16 protein-coding genes are annotated in these 16,423 nt (G+C 72.8%); 8 read left to right on the forward strand and 8 right to left on the reverse strand.

Going from position 1 to position 16,423, the window contains the following annotated elements; translation table 11 throughout:
• Nucleotides 1–38: 38 nt before the first annotated feature.
• Nucleotides 39–896, reverse strand: a complete 858-nt coding sequence (locus ACZ5NW_RS11510) for a MaoC/PaaZ C-terminal domain-containing protein (RefSeq protein ID WP_468743591.1) — start codon at nt 894–896, stop codon at nt 39–41.
• A 277-nt stretch (nt 897–1,173) separates the two neighbouring features.
• Here ACZ5NW_RS11510 and ACZ5NW_RS11515 point away from each other — a divergent pair, with 277 nt between their 5' ends.
• Genes ACZ5NW_RS11515 through ACZ5NW_RS11525 form a run of 3 tightly spaced genes read left to right on the forward strand, consistent with a single transcriptional unit; the run spans nt 1,174 to nt 4,590 of the window.
• On the forward strand, nt 1,174–2,430 hold the full coding sequence (locus tag ACZ5NW_RS11515) for a sensor histidine kinase (RefSeq protein ID WP_468743592.1): 1,257 nt from the start codon (nt 1,174–1,176) through the stop codon (nt 2,428–2,430).
• 5 nt (nt 2,431–2,435) lie between these two features.
• Nucleotides 2,436–3,068, forward strand: a complete 633-nt coding sequence (locus ACZ5NW_RS11520; RefSeq protein WP_468743873.1) for a response regulator — start codon at nt 2,436–2,438, stop codon at nt 3,066–3,068.
• Between the two features lie 58 nt (nt 3,069–3,126).
• Nucleotides 3,127–4,590 carry a hypothetical protein gene (locus ACZ5NW_RS11525; protein ID WP_468743593.1) on the forward strand — a complete coding sequence of 488 codons (1,464 nt, stop codon included), beginning with the start codon at nt 3,127–3,129 and terminating at the stop codon, nt 4,588–4,590.
• Here the strand turns inward: ACZ5NW_RS11525 and ACZ5NW_RS11530 are convergent.
• Together ACZ5NW_RS11530 and ACZ5NW_RS11535 are read right to left on the reverse strand one after the other, a co-directional pair.
• A complete protein-coding gene (locus tag ACZ5NW_RS11530) occupies nt 4,571–5,218 on the reverse strand; it encodes a class I SAM-dependent methyltransferase (protein WP_468743594.1) in 648 nt (215 codons plus the stop codon). The genes ACZ5NW_RS11525 and ACZ5NW_RS11530 overlap by 20 nt on opposite strands.
• A 117-nt stretch (nt 5,219–5,335) precedes the next feature.
• Entirely contained in the window at nt 5,336–6,802 is a 1,467-nt protein-coding gene (locus tag ACZ5NW_RS11535) for an MFS transporter (RefSeq protein WP_468743595.1), read from the reverse strand.
• Between the two features lie 234 nt (nt 6,803–7,036).
• Between ACZ5NW_RS11535 and ACZ5NW_RS11540 the strand changes: the two genes are divergently transcribed.
• The 4 genes from ACZ5NW_RS11540 to ACZ5NW_RS11555 all read left to right on the forward strand — a co-directional run bounded on the left by ACZ5NW_RS11540 (nt 7,037) and on the right by ACZ5NW_RS11555 (nt 10,610).
• On the forward strand, nt 7,037–8,023 hold the full coding sequence (locus ACZ5NW_RS11540; protein WP_468743596.1) for an N-acetylmuramoyl-L-alanine amidase: 987 nt from the start codon (nt 7,037–7,039) through the stop codon (nt 8,021–8,023).
• A gap of 117 nt (nt 8,024–8,140) precedes the next feature.
• Nucleotides 8,141–8,962 carry a hypothetical protein gene (locus ACZ5NW_RS11545; RefSeq protein ID WP_468743597.1) on the forward strand — a complete coding sequence of 274 codons (822 nt, stop codon included), beginning with the start codon at nt 8,141–8,143 and terminating at the stop codon, nt 8,960–8,962.
• Nucleotides 8,963–9,257: 295 nt separating this feature from the next.
• Nucleotides 9,258–10,268: an LLM class F420-dependent oxidoreductase gene (locus ACZ5NW_RS11550; protein ID WP_468743598.1), complete on the forward strand. Its 1,011-nt coding sequence runs from the start codon at nt 9,258–9,260 to the stop codon at nt 10,266–10,268.
• 45 nt (nt 10,269–10,313) lie between these two features.
• Nucleotides 10,314–10,610 (forward strand): hypothetical protein, encoded by a 297-nt coding sequence (locus tag ACZ5NW_RS11555; RefSeq protein ID WP_468743599.1) that lies wholly within the window; start codon nt 10,314–10,316, stop codon nt 10,608–10,610.
• 13 nt (nt 10,611–10,623) lie between these two features.
• Here the strand turns inward: ACZ5NW_RS11555 and ACZ5NW_RS11560 are convergent, their stop codons facing one another.
• The 3 genes from ACZ5NW_RS11560 to ACZ5NW_RS11570 are packed head-to-tail and all read right to left on the reverse strand — an operon-like array spanning nt 10,624 to nt 13,816.
• Nucleotides 10,624–11,694 (reverse strand): prenyltransferase, encoded by a 1,071-nt coding sequence (locus ACZ5NW_RS11560; protein ID WP_468743600.1) that lies wholly within the window; start codon nt 11,692–11,694, stop codon nt 10,624–10,626.
• Nucleotides 11,691–12,425: a class I SAM-dependent methyltransferase gene (locus tag ACZ5NW_RS11565; RefSeq protein WP_385381949.1), complete on the reverse strand. Its 735-nt coding sequence runs from the start codon at nt 12,423–12,425 to the stop codon at nt 11,691–11,693. Before ACZ5NW_RS11565 ends, ACZ5NW_RS11560 begins: the two co-directional genes overlap by 4 nt.
• Nucleotides 12,419–13,816 carry a glycosyltransferase family 4 protein gene (locus ACZ5NW_RS11570; RefSeq protein ID WP_468743601.1) on the reverse strand — a complete coding sequence of 466 codons (1,398 nt, stop codon included), beginning with the start codon at nt 13,814–13,816 and terminating at the stop codon, nt 12,419–12,421. Before ACZ5NW_RS11570 ends, ACZ5NW_RS11565 begins: the two co-directional genes overlap by 7 nt.
• Before the next feature lie 210 nt (nt 13,817–14,026).
• On the opposite strand from ACZ5NW_RS11570, the gene ACZ5NW_RS11575 reads away from it, so the two are divergent.
• Nucleotides 14,027–14,638 (forward strand): TetR family transcriptional regulator, encoded by a 612-nt coding sequence (locus ACZ5NW_RS11575; RefSeq protein ID WP_468743602.1) that lies wholly within the window; start codon nt 14,027–14,029, stop codon nt 14,636–14,638.
• A 20-nt stretch (nt 14,639–14,658) separates the two neighbouring features.
• Here the strand turns inward: ACZ5NW_RS11575 and ACZ5NW_RS11580 are convergent, their stop codons facing one another.
• Nucleotides 14,659–14,892, reverse strand: coding sequence for a ferredoxin (locus ACZ5NW_RS11580; protein WP_468743603.1), 234 nt, complete (start codon nt 14,890–14,892; stop codon nt 14,659–14,661).
• A 4-nt stretch (nt 14,893–14,896) separates the two neighbouring features.
• Nucleotides 14,897–16,348 (reverse strand): aldehyde dehydrogenase, encoded by a 1,452-nt coding sequence (locus ACZ5NW_RS11585; protein ID WP_468743604.1) that lies wholly within the window; start codon nt 16,346–16,348, stop codon nt 14,897–14,899.
• Nucleotides 16,349–16,423 lie beyond the last annotated feature (75 nt).

Genomic DNA, 16,423 nt, shown 5'->3' on the forward strand with positions numbered 1-16,423 from the left:
TGACTCGGGCGTGGATCAGGGCGTGAATCAGGCGTGATTCAGGCGTGCTGGACGATCGTGTCGGCGAGGACGGGCGCGTCGTCCCGCTCGACGGCGCTCACGGCGATCCGTACGGCGCCCTCGCCCGGCCACATGCGGACGCGCAGGGTCTCCCCCGGGTAGAGGACCCCGGCGAAGCGGGTGGTGTAGGACCGGACCCGGGTGACGTCACCGCCGAGCAGCGTGTCGACGACGGCCTTGAGGGTGATGCCGTAGGTGCACAGCCCGTGCAGGATGGGCCGGTCGAACCCGGCGACCTTGGCGAACTCCGGGTCGGCGTGCAGCGGGTTCCAGTCGCCGTTCAGGCGATAGAGCAGGGCCTGGTCCTCACGGGTGGCGCGCTCGACGGTCCGCTCGGGGTCGCCGGCGGGCGGGTCGAGGCGGGCGGAGGGGCCGCGCTCGCCGCCGAAGCCGCCCTCGCCGCGCAGGAAGATCTGGGCGTCGTTGGTCCACAGCGGTCCGTCGGCGTCGGTGACGTCGGTGCGCAGGACGAGGACGGCGGCCTTGCCCTTGTCGTACAGGGCGGCGACGCGGGAGGTGGCCGTCGCGGTGCCCCGGGCCGGGATCGGCCGGTGGACGGTGAGGGTCTGGCCGCCGTGCAGCACGCGGGCGAGGTCGACCTCGATGCCGGGCATCGACAGCCCGCTGATCACTCCGGGCGCGCCCGAGCCCGCGACGGTGGCGAAGCTCGGCAGGACGTGCAGCCGGCTCTCCAGGGTGTAGCGCAGTTCGTCGGGGTCGGTGGCGGGGTGGCCGGCGCCGATGCCGAGGTGGTACAGCTGGACGTCCTTGGACGTCCAGGAGATCTCTCCCGACCGGGGCTCGGCCGCGAGCGCCTTGGCTGCGTCGATGGGCATACAGCTCCTCACGAGGGCGGCTTCGAGACCCCGGCGCGACCGTCCGCACCGTCGGCCGCACCGAGGTCGTCACGGGCGGATCTAGAACGCGTTCCAGTCCGGCGCCCTCTGTATAGCCGAGCGGTCCGTACTTGTGAAGGCTCCTGACGCTGTGTCAGGTGAGCGGGGCGGGACATTTGTCCTGCCGGAGTCCGGACAACCGGATCTGCCGGGCCGGGCGTCGGGTGCGTAGCGTCGCTCTCGACGACGGACCACCGTACGAAGGGGGAGCCAGGAGATGTACCGGCGGAAGAAGGACGCGTGCCGGGACGGCACCGGAACCGAGGAGGCGGGCCCGCCCGCGTCCAGCCTCACGCTGCTGCCCTGGCTGCTGCTGGGGATGGGCGCGGTCTCCAACCTCGTCCAGGGCGAGACGCCGAACCCCTGGGTCGGCGGCCTGGGCCTGCTCGCCTTCAACTCCCTCTACATCTACGTGGTGACCCGCAGCTTCGACGAGGAGCGCCGGCACGCGCCCTCCACCCGGGTGGCGCTGGCGCTGATGGCGCTGGTCACCTGCGGTCTGGCCGGCGGCTACGGCGGCAGCTGGCTGTACTTCTTCCCGCTGCTCGGCCTGGCCACCGGCGCGGCGCTGCGGGGCCGCGGGATCGGCCCGGTGGGCCTCGGCCTCGCCGCGCTGGCGGGTGCGGTCGCCGCACCGCGGTCCGGCTGGGACGCGATCGACGTCGTCTACGGCACGTTCCTGTCGACGATGGTGACCGCCGCGATCCTGTCCCTGGCCGAGACGGTACGGCAGTTGCGCGAGGCCCGTGAGGAACTGGCCCGGCAGGCGGTGGAGCGGGAGCGGCTGCGGTTCTCCCGCGATCTGCACGACCTGCTCGGGCACACGCTGTCGGTGATCGTCGTGAAGTCGGAGGCGGCCCGGCGGCTGGCCCCGCGCGACATGGACGCGGCCATCGGCCAGATCACGGACATCGAGTCGGTGGGCCGGCAGGCGCTGACCGAGATCCGCGAGGCCGTCACCGGCTACCGCGAGGGCAGCCTGACCACGGAGCTGGACCGGGCCCGCTCGGCCCTGCGCGCGGCCGGCGTGGAGCCGGTCCTCACGCAGTCGGGGCCGCCCCTGGAACCGCAGACGGCGGCTCTCCTGGGCTGGGTGGTGCGCGAGGCGGTCACCAACGTCGTACGGCACAGCGGTGCGACGCGCTGCGAGATCGCGGTGTCGGGGGCGGGCAGGACGGTGCGGTTGACGGTGACGGACAACGGCACGGCCGGCCGGTCCGCCGAGGACGACCCCGGAGCCTGCGCACCGGCGTGCGCCGGCAACGGGCTGACCGGGCTGCGGGAGCGACTGGCCGTGGCCGGCGGGGAGTTGACGGCCGGGGCGGGGGCGAGCGGGGGCTTCGTCGTGACCGCCGAGTTGCCGGTGGACGGCGCGGGCCCCGCCGACCCGGCCGGCACCGGTCGTCGTACGGACGTCGTATCCGCTGGTGACAGGGGTCCCGATGCCCGGGCCGGCTCTACGCTTGGCCCGTGAACGACATGCCCCGGGACCACCGCCCCGCCAAGTCCATCAGGGTCCTGCTCGCGGAGGACCAGGGGATGCTGCGCGGGGCGCTCGCCCTGCTGCTGGGGATGGAGCCGGACATCGAGGTCGTCGCGCAGGTCGGCGCGGGCGACGCGATCGTCGACGCGGCGCTCACCCACCGTCCGGACGTCGCGCTCCTCGACATCGAACTGCCCGGCAGGAGCGGCCTGGACGCGGCGGCCGACCTGCGCGACCAGGCGCCCGACTGCCGGGTGCTGATCCTGACGACCTTCGGCCGGCCCGGCTATCTGCGCCGGGCCATGGACGCGGGCGCGGCGGGCTTCCTGGTGAAGGACGGCCCCGTGGAGGATCTGGCGGACGCCATCCGCCGCGTCCTGACCGGGGAGACGGTGGTCGACCCCGTGCTGGCGGCGGCCGCGCTCACGGCCGGCCCGAACCCGCTGACGGCCCGTGAGTGCGACGTCCTGAAGGCGTCGGCCGACGGCGCGACGGTCGCCGATGTGGCCGACCGCCTCCACCTGTCGGAGTCCACGGTCCGCAACTACCTCTCCGCCGCCATCGGCAAGACCGGCACCCGCAACCGCACGGAGGCGGTCAGGGAGGCCCGCCGGCAGGGCTGGCTCTGAGCCCTGCACGCCGCCCACCCCCGACGCCGGGCCGGACGCCGCTGGCATAGTGGCCCGCATGCTTTTTCGGTTGCCGGCCGCCGGGCGCAGTACGGCCGCCGCTCTGCTGGCCTGCCTCGTCGTGCCGTTGTGCGCGTCGGCCCCGGCGGGAGCCGTCGGCGCGGCCGGCTCCGACGAGGTCGCGCTGCGCTTCGAGACCGTGCGCTCCTTCGTCATGTACAACGCCGACGAGGGGGCGCGCGGCGAGAACCAGGACTTCGTCGTGCCGGTCGCCGTCACGGGCGACACCCCGGCGCGCCATGTGCGGGTCGTCGTCGACGCGTCGGGCGTCGCGGGTGTGGCCCGGGTGGACCGGGGCGGGTACGGGAACTGCACGGTCGAGGGCGCGGTGTACACGTGCGTGTACGGGGATGTGCAGAACGGCGACGGCGAGTCCAACATCCCCTTCGTCCTGCACGGCGTGGCCGGCGTCCGGCCCGGCGACAGCGGCACGGTCACGTACACCGCGAGCGCCGACAACGCCCCGACGGTCACCGGTACGACCCGGATGGTCGTCGGCGGTCCCACCCTGACCCTGCCCGGCGGGCCGGCGACCGTGAAGGGCGTGGTGCCCGGACGGGAGATGCCGCTGGTCGCGTCGTTCGCCAACCACAGCCGGTTCGCCGCGGACCGGGGCGTCGCCCTCCGGGTCAGGGCCGAGGGCGGGGTGACCTTGCCGGCCCGGCACAGCAACTGCTTCTACGACGGCTCCACTTCGGCGTGGTGCGTCTTCCCGACGAAGGCCGCGCCGGGCAGCGCGTACCGAACGAGCGCCCCGTTCACCTACCGCGTGGAGGCCGGGGAGCTGAACGGCACCGTGTTCACCGCGTGGTCGTCGTCCACGGAGAGACCGGCCGGCCACGCCCGGCGCGGCACGGGTGCCCCGCTCACGCTGGTGCCGACGGCGGACCGCGGCTTCGACGCCACCGAAGGCACGCTCGGCGTGGAGACGACCGTGCAGGCCGACTACGCGCCGGTCACCGGGACCGTACGGGGCCGGGTCGGCGACACGGTGACGGTGCGGCTCGGGGTGCGTGATCTCGGGCCGGGCGGTCTCGGCCCCGAGCGCGGTGGCTTCGAGGTGGTCCCGCCGGAGGGCACCACGGTGACCTCCGTGCCGTACACCTTCGAGGGCACGGACGGGAAGTGGGCGTGCGAGCGGCCCGAGGCGCCGGGCGGGGCGTTCGTGTGCGATCTGAACCGGGACGTCTTCCGGCCCGGGGAGAACGGGACGACGACCGTCGGCTTCCGCATCCGTATCGACCGTCAGGTGCCGGGCGCCCGGGGCACGATCCGGGTGCACAACCCCTACGACCGCACCCCGGCCAACGACAGCGCCGCCATTCCCCTGGAGGCGTCCCCGGCCCCGCTGTACCGCGTGGTTCTGCGCAGCCCCGTCCTGTGGGGCACGCTCGCCGCGACGGCCGCCGTGGGCCTGTTCCCGCTGTACCGCCGCCGGGTCGTCAGGCGGCGGAACGCCTGAGCACCCGCAGGGAGCCGGTGACGGAGATCTCCTCGAAGTCGCCGGAGTCCAGGGCGCGCAGATAGACGCGGTAGGGCGCCTGGCCGGTGAACTCGTCCTCGGGGTCCGGGAAGACGTCGTGGATGACGAGCAGCCCGCCCGGCGCGACGTGCGGCGCCCAGCCCACGTAGTCGGCACTCGCGTGCTCGTCGGTGTGACCGCCGTCGACGAAGACGAGACCGAGGGGGGTGCCCCAGAGCGCGGCGATCTGCGGGGAACGGCCGACCAGGGCGACCACGTGGTCCTCCAGGCCCGCCCGGTGCAGGGTGCGGCGGAAGGTCGGCAGGGTGTCCATCAGCCCGATCTCGGGGTCGACGGTCTCCGGGTCGTGGTACTCCCAGCCGGGCTGCTGCTCCTCGCTGCCGCGATGGTGATCGACGGTGAGCGCGGTGACTCCGGCGGCCCGGGCGGCGTCGGCGAGCAGGATCGTGGAGCGCCCGCAGTAGGTCCCGACCTCCAGCAGAGGCAGCCCGAGCCGCCCGGCCTCGACGGCGGCGGCGTAGAGCGCGAGCCCCTCGTCGAGCGGCATGAACCCCTTGGCGTTCTCGAACGCGGCCAGGATCTCGGGCTTGGGTGCGGCCGCGGTCATGGGGGGTCCTTCCGGTCGTACGAGGGATTGGCCGCCCATGCTGCCGTACCCCCTGCCCAGCGTTCGACCGGGGGTACGGCAATTCCGGAGACGGCGAGTGGGGCAGCCCTCGTCCGGTCAGGCGCTGACGGCCTCGTCCGCGCCGCGCGGCGCCTCCTCGCCGCTCGTCGCGCGCAGCCGCGGCGCCCGGTCCGGCTTCGGCAGGAAGAGGGCCATCAGCAGACCGACGGCCACCGCACCGGTGGCGATCAGGAACGACACCCGGAAGCCGTGCATCGTGGGGATCGCGACGCCGCCGACGTCGTTCGCGGTGTTCGCCAGCACCATGCCGATCACGGCGCTCGAAACGGACGTGCCGATGGACCGCATCAGCGTGTTGAGCCCGTTGGCCGCGCCGGTCTCCGAGGCCGGCACCGCGCCGACGATCAGGGCGGGCAGGGAGGAGTACGCGAGGCCGATGCCCGCGCCGAGGACGACGGCGATCACCAGGCTCTGCCAGGCCGCGCTCATCAGGCCGAGGCCGGCGCCGTAGCCGATCGCGATGATCAGCATGCCGATGATCAGGGTGACCTTGGGGCCGTACTTGGCCGAGAGGCGGGCGTAGACGGGCGCCGTGATCATCATCGTCAGGCCGAGCGGGGCGACCAGCAGACCCGCGACGACCATCGACTGGCCAAGCCCGTAGCCGGTCGCCTTCGGGAGCTGGAGCAGCTGGGGCAGGACCAGGGAGACGACGTAGAAGCTGACGCCGACCATGATCGAGGCGAGGTTGGTGAAGAGGACGGCGGGGCGGGCGGTGGTGCGCAGGTCGACGAGGGGGGCCTGGACGCGCAGCTCGTAGACGCCCCACAGGAGGAGCACGACGGCCGACGCGGCGAACAGGCCGAGCGTCGTGCCCGAGGTCCAGCCCCAGTCGCTGCCCTTGGTGATCGGCAGCAGGAAGAGGACGAGGCCGGTGGACAGGCCGAGCGCGCCCGGCAGGTCGAAGGAGCCCTCGGCGCGCATCGGGGACTCCGGTACGACGAGGAGGGTGAGGGCGATGGAGAGGGCGCCGAGGCCGGCCGCGCCGTAGAAGAGGGCGTGCCAGTCGGCGTGCTGGGCGACGAGGGCCGCGGCGGGCAGGGCGAGGCCGCCGCCGACGCCGATGGAGGAGCTCATCAGGGCCATCGCGGAGCCGAGCTTCTCGCGGGGCAGCATGTCGCGCATCAGGCCGATGCCGAGCGGGATGGCGCCCATGGCGAAGCCCTGGAGGGTACGGCCGACGATCATGGTGAGCAGGTCGCTGGTGACGGCGCTGACCAGGGCGCCGATCACCATGACCGAGAGGCTGGCGATCAGCATGCGCCGCTTGCCGTAGAGGTCGCCGAGGCGGCCCATGATCGGGGTGGCGACGGCGCCGGACAGGAGGGTCGAGGTCAGGACCCAGGTGGCGTTGCTGGGCGCGGTGTCCAGCAGCTGCGGAAGGTCCTTGATGACCGGGACGAGCAGGGTCTGCATCACCGCGACCACGATGCCCGCGAAGGCGAGCACCGGGACGACCGCTCCGCTCGCTGTGCGGGTGGGCCGGTCGGTCGTGTGGGTCATGGGGTGGGGCCTCCGGGGCCGAGTCGGGTCAGTGGGTCGCACAGGCACGTAGGGATACGTGCATGTCGAACGACGTATGCACGGGCAACTATTCCGATGCTTCAGCGTACTAACGAATCCTTGACCTTTTCTTGACAAGGCGGAGCAGGCGTCGCCCCGCGGTCGATGCGCGTCGCGGTCCGTTCGGCCGCGCCCGGCCGGTGCGGCGGGCGGACGCCCGTTAGGGTGGCTGGCGTGTCGTACGCAGGTCCGGAATTCGAGCCCCCGCGGCCCCTTCGCTCCCCGCTGCGCCGCCCCCTCGTCGTGGGGCTGGCCGCGCTGGTGCCGGGGGCGCTGCTGGGCTGGCTGGCGTACGGGGCGGTGGGCGGCTCCGGTGACGGCGGCGGCGGTGCGGACCGGGCGGCGTCCGGCGCGCCCTACACGGACCGGGGCACGGGCATCGGCGCCGGTGCCGTCAGCGGCTCGGACTCGGACTCCGGCTCCGCCTCCGCTTCCGGGGCCGACGGCAAGACCGGCGCCTCCGGTCCCGCCGCTCCCTCTTCCGACGCGCCCCTCAAGGGCAGGACCGTCGTCATCGACCCCGGCCACAACCCCGCGAACGTCCGGCACACCGCCGAGATCGCCCGCAAGGTGGACATCGGCACCAACACCAAGGAGTGCGACACCACCGGTACCTCCACCAACTCCGGTTACACGGAGGCGGCGTTCACGCTGGACGTGGCGCACCGCCTGCGGGCGCTGCTGGAGGCGCAGGGCGCCACGGTGAAGCTGACGCAGGACGGGGACCGGCCGTTCGGGCCGTGCGTGGACGAGCGGGCGCGCATCGGGAACGCGGCGCACGCCGACGCGGTGGTGTCGGTGCACGCGGACGGCTCCGCGAACGGCAACCGCGGCTTCCATGTGATCCTGCCGGCCACGGTGCGCGCGGGAGCGGCCGACACCGGGCCGATCGTCGGCCCCTCGAAGGACCTGGGGCAGCGCCTCGCACGGGAGTTCGCGGCCGCGACCGGCACCGCGCCCTCCAACTACGTAGGCGATGGAAGCGGTCTCGTCACGCGTAAGGACCTGGGCGGTCTCAATCTGTCAACAGTTCCCAAGGTGTTCATCGAGTGCGGCAACATGCGCGATAGCAAGGACGCGGCACTGCTGACCAGTGGTGCCTGGCGACAGCGGGCGGCGCAAGGGATCTCTGAGGGAATCGTGAGTTTCCTGGGCGGGTGACGATCACCGGGCCGATCCGGGCGGACATTCCGATCGTGCGGGCGATAGTGTCGCCCCTACGATGAGGGGCCACCCCCGCCCTCGCCTACGACGAAGACCACTGACGAAGGACCTGAAGTGAATATCCGCTCCCTCACTCGAGGCGACGGCGTGGTGATCGGAGCAGCGGTGTTGCTGTTCATCGCGTCGTTCCTCGACCTCTACTCGTACGACGACGTGCCGGACAGCGTCGATTTGCCGAATCTCTGGGAGAGCGGACCGGTCCTGCTCGGGGTAGTCCTGGCGGGCATCATCGGGGCCGCACTCGTCGTCGTCGCCCGTGGCCTGCCCCAGCCCCGCAAGATCGCCGGTCTGGAACTGGGCCAGTTCGGCGCCGCCTTCACGGTGTTCGCCGCGTGGAGCGCGCTCGGCAACGTCATCGACCCGGTCGGCGGCCTGGACAACATCGGCGACAGCTCCGGCGCGCCGGACGCGGGCACCGGTCTGATCCTCGCCCTCGTCGGCACGCTGGTGATGGCGGGCGCCGCCGTCGCCACGCCGCTGGTGCCGGCCCTTCAGGCCGGGCTCGTGCCCGCGCCGAAGCCGCCGACGCCGCAGCCCTACGGCGCCCAGCCGCCCGGCGGTTACGGCTACCCGGGTGCGCAGCAGCAGCCGTTCGGTGGCGCGCCGCAGGGTGGTCAGCCGCCGCAGCAGCCGTTCGGCGGCGGCCAGCCGACCGCTCCCGCCCCGCAGCCGGCGGCGGACTTCTCGCCGTTCTGGTTCGCGGTGCCGGAGCCGCGTCCGCTGTACGCGGAGGACGGCTCGCCGATGCCGATCGCCGAACTGGCGCCGGGCACCTGGTACCTGGCGGTCGAGCAGGGCGGCCAGGGCCTGATCGCGCAGACGCAGGACGGCCGCCGCGGCGTCCTGCGGGACACCTCCGGGATCCAGCGCGGCTAGGGCCTTTCTTTCGGATCCGGCCGGCTCCGAGCGACGGGGCCTGCCGACTGGCCGGAGCGGGGTCTGGTGCGTGCAGCTGCAAGGCGGAGGAGGGCGTCGACGCGGAGCGTCGGCAACTGACGACAACGCCGCAGATGTGCGTGCCAGACCCCGCGACCCCGGCAAGATCCGAAAGAGAGGCCCTAGGCCCCGCCTCACGCTCCAGCGCACGGCCCCTCGCCCTTCCGGGCGGGGGGCCGTTGCCGTACAGTCGCGGGCGCACACATATCTGACGGACCGTCAGGAGGTGGGGGTCATGCGGCTCGGTCTCGCGCTCGGCTACTGGGGGCGCGGCCCCGACCCCGGCCAGGTGGCGCTCGCGCAGGAGGCCGAGCGGCTCGGCTACGACTCCGTGTGGACCGCCGAGTCGTGGGGCTCGGACGCCTTCACCCCGCTGACCTGGATCGCCGCCCGGACCTCCACCATCCGGCTGGGCACCGCGGTCGCGCAGATGGCGGCCCGCTCCCCCGTCACCACCGCGATGCACGCGCTCACCCTCGACCACCTCTCCGGCGGCCGGATGATGCTCGGGCTCGGCCTGTCGGGGCCGCAGGTGGTCGAGGGCTGGTACGGCCGCCCGTTCCCCGCCTCACCCCTGACCGCGACCCGGGAGTACGTGGACGTCGTACGGCAGGTGCTGCGGCGCCGGGCGCCGGTGGAACTGGCCGGCCGGTTCCACTCCCACCCCTACCGGGGGCCCGGGGCGACCGGCCTCGGCAAACCGCTGAAGCCCATCACGCATCCCCTGCGGGCCGACCTGCCCGTGCTGCTCGGCGCGGAAGGGCCGAAGAACGTGGCCCAGACGGCCGCGATCGCCGACGGCTGGCTGCCGCTGTACTGGTCCCCCAGCCGCCCGGACGCCTACGGGCCCGCCGTCGCCGAACTGCCCGAGGGGTTCATGGTGGCGCCGATGGCCCGTGTGACGGTGTGCGACGACGTCGCCGAGGGACTGCTGCCCGTCAAGGCGATGCTCGGCTTCTACATCGGCGGGATGGGACACGCGACCCGCAACTTCCACGCCGACCTGATGGCCCGCATGGGGTACGAGGAGCAGGCGCGGCGCATCCAGGAGCTGTTCCTGTCCGGCCGCCGGGAGGAGGCCGTACGGGCCGTGCCCGACGCCTTCGCCGACGAGATCTCCCTGGTCGGCCCGCGCGAACGCATCGCCGAGCGGCTGGAGTCGTGGCGCGAGGGCCCGGTGACCGACCTGCTGGCCCTCGCGCCCGACCCGCACACCCTGCGCGTGCTGGCCGAACTCACCTCCTGAACGGGGCCAGGGATTCGTCCGGCGGGCGAGGGGTACCCGGCGCGCATGTCCCCTCACTATCGGTACGGTACGAACCGGGCCGGCGCGGTCGTCGCGATCGTCGCCGACGTCATGGCCCTGATCCTGGGCCTGTGGATCCTGATGTACCTTCTGGACGCCAACCGCGGCAACGACTTGGTGCGGTTCGTCCACAACACCGCCGACTGGCTGGCGGGCTGGTCCCGGGACCTGTTCACGTTCGACGAGGCGTGGGCGCGGGTCGTCGCCGGGTACGGTCTGGCGGCGGTCGTCTACCTCTTCGTGGGGCACGCGATCGCGGGCCGGATGCACCGCACCCGCTGACCGCGCGGCCCGCTCAGGAACAGCAGTCGGGGTCCAGGCCGGTCGGGAGCTGCTCCCCGCCGAACACCGCGCACGTCGCCTCGTGGCCGCCCAGCGCGGCGACCGCGAGGAGCAGCGAACCCGCTGTCCAGGTGGTGAGTTCGCGCGGCCATATCGCGTCGTCGTCGAAGACGTATCCCGTCCAGTACAGGCCCGTCTCCGGATCCCGCAGGTGCTGGATCGACTGCAGGATCTCCAGCGCGCGGTCCGACTCGCCCATCGCCCAGAGCGTCAGGGCGAGTTCGGCCGACTCCCCGCCGGTCACCCACGGGTTGGGCACCACGCACCGCACCCCGGCCCCGGGCACGACGAAGGCGTCCCACGCCTGCTCGATACGGGAGGTGGCCTCGGCGCCGGTCACCGCGCCGCCCAGCACCGGGTAGTACCAGTCCATCGAGTAGCGGCTCTTGTCGAGGAACCGCTCCGGGTGCCGGCGGATCGCGTGGCGCAGCGCGCCCGCCGCCAACTCCCAGTCGGGCTGCGGCTCTTCGCGCTGCTCCGCGATGGCGAGCGCGCACCGCAGGGCGTGGTGGACGGAGGAGCTGCCGGTGAGCAGGGCGTCCGCCGTGGGCGTGCCGTCGTCGTCGCGCCGCCACCCGATCTGCCCGCCGGGCTGCTGGAGCCGCAGCACGTACTCGACCGCCGCGTACACGATCGGCCACATCCGGTCCAGGAACACGTCGTCCCCGGTCGACAGATAGTGGTGCCACACCCCTACGGCGACATAGGCGACGAAGTTGGTCTCGCGCCCCCGGTCGGTGACGTCGTCGAAGGCGCCGTCCGCGTAGGCGGCGAACCAGGAGCCGTCCTCGTTCTGGTGCCGGGCCAGCCAGGCGTAGGCGCGGGCGGCGGCCTCGTGCTCGCCGGCCGCGTCCAGCGCCATCGCCGCCTCGGTGTGGTCCCACGGGTCGAGGTGATGCCCGCGGAACCAGGGGATCGCGCCGTCCTCCCGCTGCGCGGCCAGGATGCCGCGCACGGTCTGGGCGGCCTGCTCGGCGGTGAGCACCCCGGGCAGGACGAGGTGCTCGGTGCGGGGAGTCGTCACCGCGCGTCCACCGACGGCAGGTGGGGCTTGGTCGCGTACGCCACGAAGCTCTTGCCGATCAGCGGGTTCAGCGCCTGCTCGGCGACCCGGGTGGCCAGCGGCTTCTTCATGATGTCCCAGACCAGCAGCTTGTGGTACGCCCGCACCGGCAGCGCCTTGTCGTTGTCGACGCCGAACGCGCACTTCAGCCACCAGTACGGCGAGTGCAGGGCGTGCGCGTGGTGGGTGCCGTAGGGCTTGAGACCGGCCTCGCGGATCTTGGCGAGCAGTTCGTCCGCCTTGTAGATGCGGATGTGGCCGCCCTCGACCTCGTGGTAGGCGTCGGACAGGGTCCAGCAGACCTTCTCGGGGCCGTAGCGGGGCACGGTGATCGCGATCCGCCCGCCGGGCTTGAGCACACGGACCATCTCCGCGAGGACGCCCTTGTCGTCGGGGATGTGCTCCATCACCTCGGAGATGATGACGACGTCGAAGGACTCGTCGGGGAAGGGCAGTGCGAGGGCGTCGCCCTCCATCGCCGTGGCGGTCGCGCCCTCGGGGGCCTCGCCCGCCTCCTTCATCGCGGCGAACCACTTGGCGACCTCGCGGATCTCCTCACCGTTCTGGTCGAGCGCCACGACCTGGGCGCCGCGCCGGTAGCACTCGAACGCGTGCCGGCCGGCACCGCAGCCGAGGTCCAGGACGCGGTCGCCCGGGGCGAGCGGGAACCGGGAGAAGTCGACGGTCAGCACGTGGCCCTGCTTTCGGAATAGACACCGGTGTCACTTGTCGGGGCCGGGGACTGGGCATCCGCGGCCGCGGAGCGGTCGGGATGCCTGCCGGCGGAGGCGGCGATGGCCTCGCGGTAGCGGAGCACGGTGCCCTCCGCGGCGCGGGCCCAGGTGAACCGCTCCAGCACCCGCTCACGTCCGGCGCGGCCGAGCCGCACTCTCAGCTCGGGGTCACCGAGCAGCCGTACCAGCCCGGCGGCCAACGCGCCCGCGTCGCCCGGCGGTACGGCGAGGCACGTCTCCCCGTCGCGGCCGGCCACCTCCGGAATCGCCCCGCCCGTCGTCGCGAGCAGCGGTGTGCCCGTCGCCATCGCCTCCGCCGCCGGCAGCGAGAAGCCCTCGTACAGCGACGGCACGCACGCGACCTCCGCCGAGCGGACCAGGTCGACGAGTTCCGCGTCGGAGATGCCCTTGACGAACTCGACGGCGCCTTCGAGGCCGTAGCGTTCGACGGCCTGCGCGACGGGTCCCTCCGTGGGCCGCTTGCCGACGACGACCAGATGGGCGTCGGGGTGTTCGGTGCGGACCTTCGCCAGTGCCTCGACGAGGAAGACCAGGCCCTTGAGCGGCACGTCGGCGCTGGAGGTCGTGACGATCCGCCCGGCGACGCCCGGGACGGACGGGTCCGGCGAGAACAGGTCCGTGTCGGCGCCGATGTGCACCACGTGGATACGGTCCTGACGGACGCCCAGGTGGTCGACTATCTCGGCCCGGGAGGTGCCGGAGACGGTCAGGACGGACGGCAGCCGGCGCGCGACCCGCTTCTGCATGCGCGTGAAGGCGTACCAGCGCCGCTTGCCCCACCGCTGCTGCCAGGTCTCGGCCGCGTCCAGCTCCAGCTGCCGGTCCACGGTGATGGGGTGGTGGATGGTGGTGACGAGCGGGGCGCCGATGTCGCCCAGCAGGCCGTAGCCGAGGGTCTGGTTGTCGTGCACGACGTCGAACGCGCCGCGCCGCGCGCGCAGATGGCGGCGGGCCCGCAGCGAGAAGGTCAGCGGCTCGGGGAAGCCACCGGTCCACATGGTGGCGACCTCCAGCGCGTCGATCCAGTCGCGGTACTCGTCGCGGCCCGGGGTGCGAAAGGGGTCGGGCTGGCGGTACAGGTCGAGGCTGGGCAGCTCGGTGAGGGACAGGTTGGCGTACCCCTCGTCGAGGACGGGGTAGGGCTGGGAGCCGATCACCTCGACGCGGTGGCCGAGGCGGGCCAGCTCGCGCGAGAGGTGCCGTACGTAGACGCCCTGCCCGCCGCAGAACGGGTTCCCTTTATAGGTGAGGAGCGCGATGTCGAGCGGTCGCTCGCCGTCGGCGGCGAGCCCGTGCCCGGGCCTCGCCCGACTGGCCTCAGCGGTCACTCCGGGCCCCCTTCTGCCTGCGCCGTCCCGCGAGATTACGTCGGGACGCTAATCTAGAACAAGTTTCAGACTTGATCGTTCGGGAGGCTCCGAATCTACCGGCAGGTAAGGGTGCTGTGACCAGTGGATCAGGTGATTCACGCCACGGCCGGACCGCCCCGTCCTGCTGTGCGATCATCAGCCCTCACCGACTGTCACGGAACGGGACCCATGTCTGCGGACACCAGAAGCGCGCGCCCCGTCTCCCCGCCCCTGACGGAGCGGCAGGAGGCCCGGCGCCGGCGGATTCTGCACGCGAGCGCCCAGCTCGCGAGCCGGGGTGGCTTCGACGCGGTCCAGATGCGGGAGGTCGCCGAGTCCTCCCAGGTCGCCCTGGGCACGCTCTACCGCTACTTCCCGTCCAAGGTGCATCTGCTGGTCGCCACCATGCAGGACCAGCTGGAGCACATGCACGGCACGCTGAGGAAGAAGCCCCCGGCGGGCGACCGTCCCGCGGAGCGGGTCGCGGAGACCCTGATGCGGGCCTTCCGCGCCCTCCAGCGCGAGCCGCATCTCGCCGACGCCATGGTCCGCGCCCTCACGTTCGCGGACCGCAGCGTGAGCCCCGAGGTCGACCAGGTCTCCCGCCAGACCACGGCGATCATCCTGGACGCGATGGGCCTTCAGGACCCGACCCCCGCCCAGCTGTCCGCGGTCCGCGTCATCGAGCACACCTGGCACTCGGCGCTCATCACCTGGCTGTCGGGCCGGGCCTCGATCGCCCAGGTGAAGATCGACATCGAGACGGTGTGCCGCCTGATCGACCTGACGGATCCTTCCTGACCCGTTCCCCCTCTCCCCGGCTACTCCTCGGGCGGGAACACCGGCTCACCGCTGCCCAGCAGGGTGATCGTGATGGCCTCCACCGGGCAGTTCTCGGCGGCCTCCAGGACGCGTTCGTTGGCGTCCGTGTCCGCCTCCACCGGGTGGGACTGGCGGGCGGTGTCGAGCCGGAAGCCGTCCGCCGCCCGGTGCACGCAGCCCGCCGAGCCGATGCACAGCGAGCGGTCCACCTCGATGTGCCATCGGTCGCCCATCCGCCTACGCCCCCGCCGGCAGGTGGATCATCTTGTGCTCCAGGTACTCCCCGTACCCCTCGGGCCCGAACTCCCGCCCCAGACCGCTGTTCTTGTAGCCGCCGAAGGGGCCGAGCATGTCGAGGCTGAAGGTGTTGACCGAATACGTGCCCGTGCGGACCCGGCGGGCGATGTCGACACCGTGCTCCACGTCGGCCGTCCACACGCTGCCGCTCAGCCCGTAGTCGGAGTCGTTCGCGATCTTCACGGCCTCGGTCTCGTCGCCGTAGGGCAGCAGGCAGATGACCGGGCCGAAGATCTCCTCGCGGGCGATCCGCATCCCGTTGTCGACGTCCCCGAAGAGGGTCGGCTCGACGTACCAGCCGCGCTCCAGCCCGGCGGGCCGGCCACCGCCGGTGAGGATCTTCGCCCCCTCCTCCTGCCCGAGCCGGATGTAGTCGAGGTTGCGCTCCTGCTGCCGGCGGGCCACCAGCGGGCCGACCTGGGTCGCGGGGTCCAGCGGGTCGCCGACGACGAGCGCGCTCGCGGCGGCGGCGAAGGCGTCGGCGTACTCGGCGTAGCGCGAGCGCGGCACGAGGATCCGCGTCTGGGCCACGCACGCCTGCCCGTTGTTCATCCACGCGGCGGGGACGATGCCCGCGACGGCCGTCTCCACGTCCGCGTCCGGCAGCACCACGGCCGCCGACTTGCCGCCCAACTCCAGCGTCACGCGGGTGAGATGACGGGCCGCCACCTCCATCACGCGCCGGCCGGCCGCGACCGAGCCGGTGAAGGAGACCTTGTCGACGCCGGGATGACCCACGAGGTACTCGCTGACCTCGCGGTCGGCGGGGAGGATGGACAGCACACCGTCCGGCAGCCCGGCCTCCCGGGTGATCTCGGCGAGCAGATACGCGTCCAACGGCGACTCGGGCGACGGCTTGAGCACGACCGTGCAGCCGGTGAGCAGCGCGGGCGCGAGCTTGGCGGCGGCGACGAACTGCGGGACGTTCCAGGGGACGACGGCCGCGACGACCCCGACGGGCTCGCGCCGCACGAGGATCCGCCCGAGCACGCCGTCCCGCCGCTCCTCGTACGGGAAGCCGCGCGCGACGGTGATCGCCGCGTCCCACACCATCATCGCGCCGAGGGCCTGGGCGAGGACGCTCCAGGAGTACGGGGAGCCGTTCTCGGAGGAGATGACCCGGGCGATCTCCTCGTGGCGGGCGGCGATCCCGTCCTTGATCCGGGTGACGACGGCGATCCGCTCGTCGAGGCTCATGCGCGGCCAGGGCCCGTCGTCGAAGGCCCGCCGGGCGACGGCGACGGCCCGGTCGACATCGGCCGTGGAGGCGTGCGGCACCCGCCCGATGACCTCCTCCGTGTGCGGCGAGACCACCTCGATGACGCCCTCGCCCAGGGGATCGGTCAACTCCCCGCCGATGAACAGCTGTCCGTGTTCCACGAGCTCAGCCATGGCCACTGCCTTCATTTCTGACGGTGTTTCAGGAACTGATACCAGTTCTCGTTATAGTGGGCAATGGCCGCGCAA

It is taken from the genome of Streptomyces sp. NPDC032126, assembly GCF_055580085.1.

Bases quoted from the DNA above. Each gene is read 5' to 3' on its own strand.
- ACZ5NW_RS11520 (WP_468743873.1), top strand. From the start codon at position 2,436: ATGCCCCGGGACCACCGCCCCGCCAAGTCCATCAGGGTCCTGCTCGCG.
- ACZ5NW_RS11555 (WP_468743599.1), top strand. From the start codon at position 10,314: ATGTCCCCTCACTATCGGTACGGTACGAACCGGGCCGGCGCGGTCGTC.
- ACZ5NW_RS11535 (WP_468743595.1), bottom strand. From the start codon at position 6,802: ATGACCCACACGACCGACCGGCCCACCCGCACAGCGAGCGGAGCGGTC.
- ACZ5NW_RS11510 (WP_468743591.1), bottom strand. From the start codon at position 896: ATGCCCATCGACGCAGCCAAGGCGCTCGCGGCCGAGCCCCGGTCGGGA.
- ACZ5NW_RS11530 (WP_468743594.1), bottom strand. From the start codon at position 5,218: ATGACCGCGGCCGCACCCAAGCCCGAGATCCTGGCCGCGTTCGAGAAC.
- ACZ5NW_RS11580 (WP_468743603.1), bottom strand. From the start codon at position 14,892: ATGGGCGACCGATGGCACATCGAGGTGGACCGCTCGCTGTGCATCGGC.
- ACZ5NW_RS11515 (WP_468743592.1), top strand. From the start codon at position 1,174: ATGTACCGGCGGAAGAAGGACGCGTGCCGGGACGGCACCGGAACCGAG.
- ACZ5NW_RS11575 (WP_468743602.1), top strand. From the start codon at position 14,027: ATGTCTGCGGACACCAGAAGCGCGCGCCCCGTCTCCCCGCCCCTGACG.
- ACZ5NW_RS11585 (WP_468743604.1), bottom strand. From the start codon at position 16,348: ATGGCTGAGCTCGTGGAACACGGACAGCTGTTCATCGGCGGGGAGTTG.
- ACZ5NW_RS11525 (WP_468743593.1), top strand. From the start codon at position 3,127: ATGCTTTTTCGGTTGCCGGCCGCCGGGCGCAGTACGGCCGCCGCTCTG.
- ACZ5NW_RS11550 (WP_468743598.1), top strand. From the start codon at position 9,258: ATGCGGCTCGGTCTCGCGCTCGGCTACTGGGGGCGCGGCCCCGACCCC.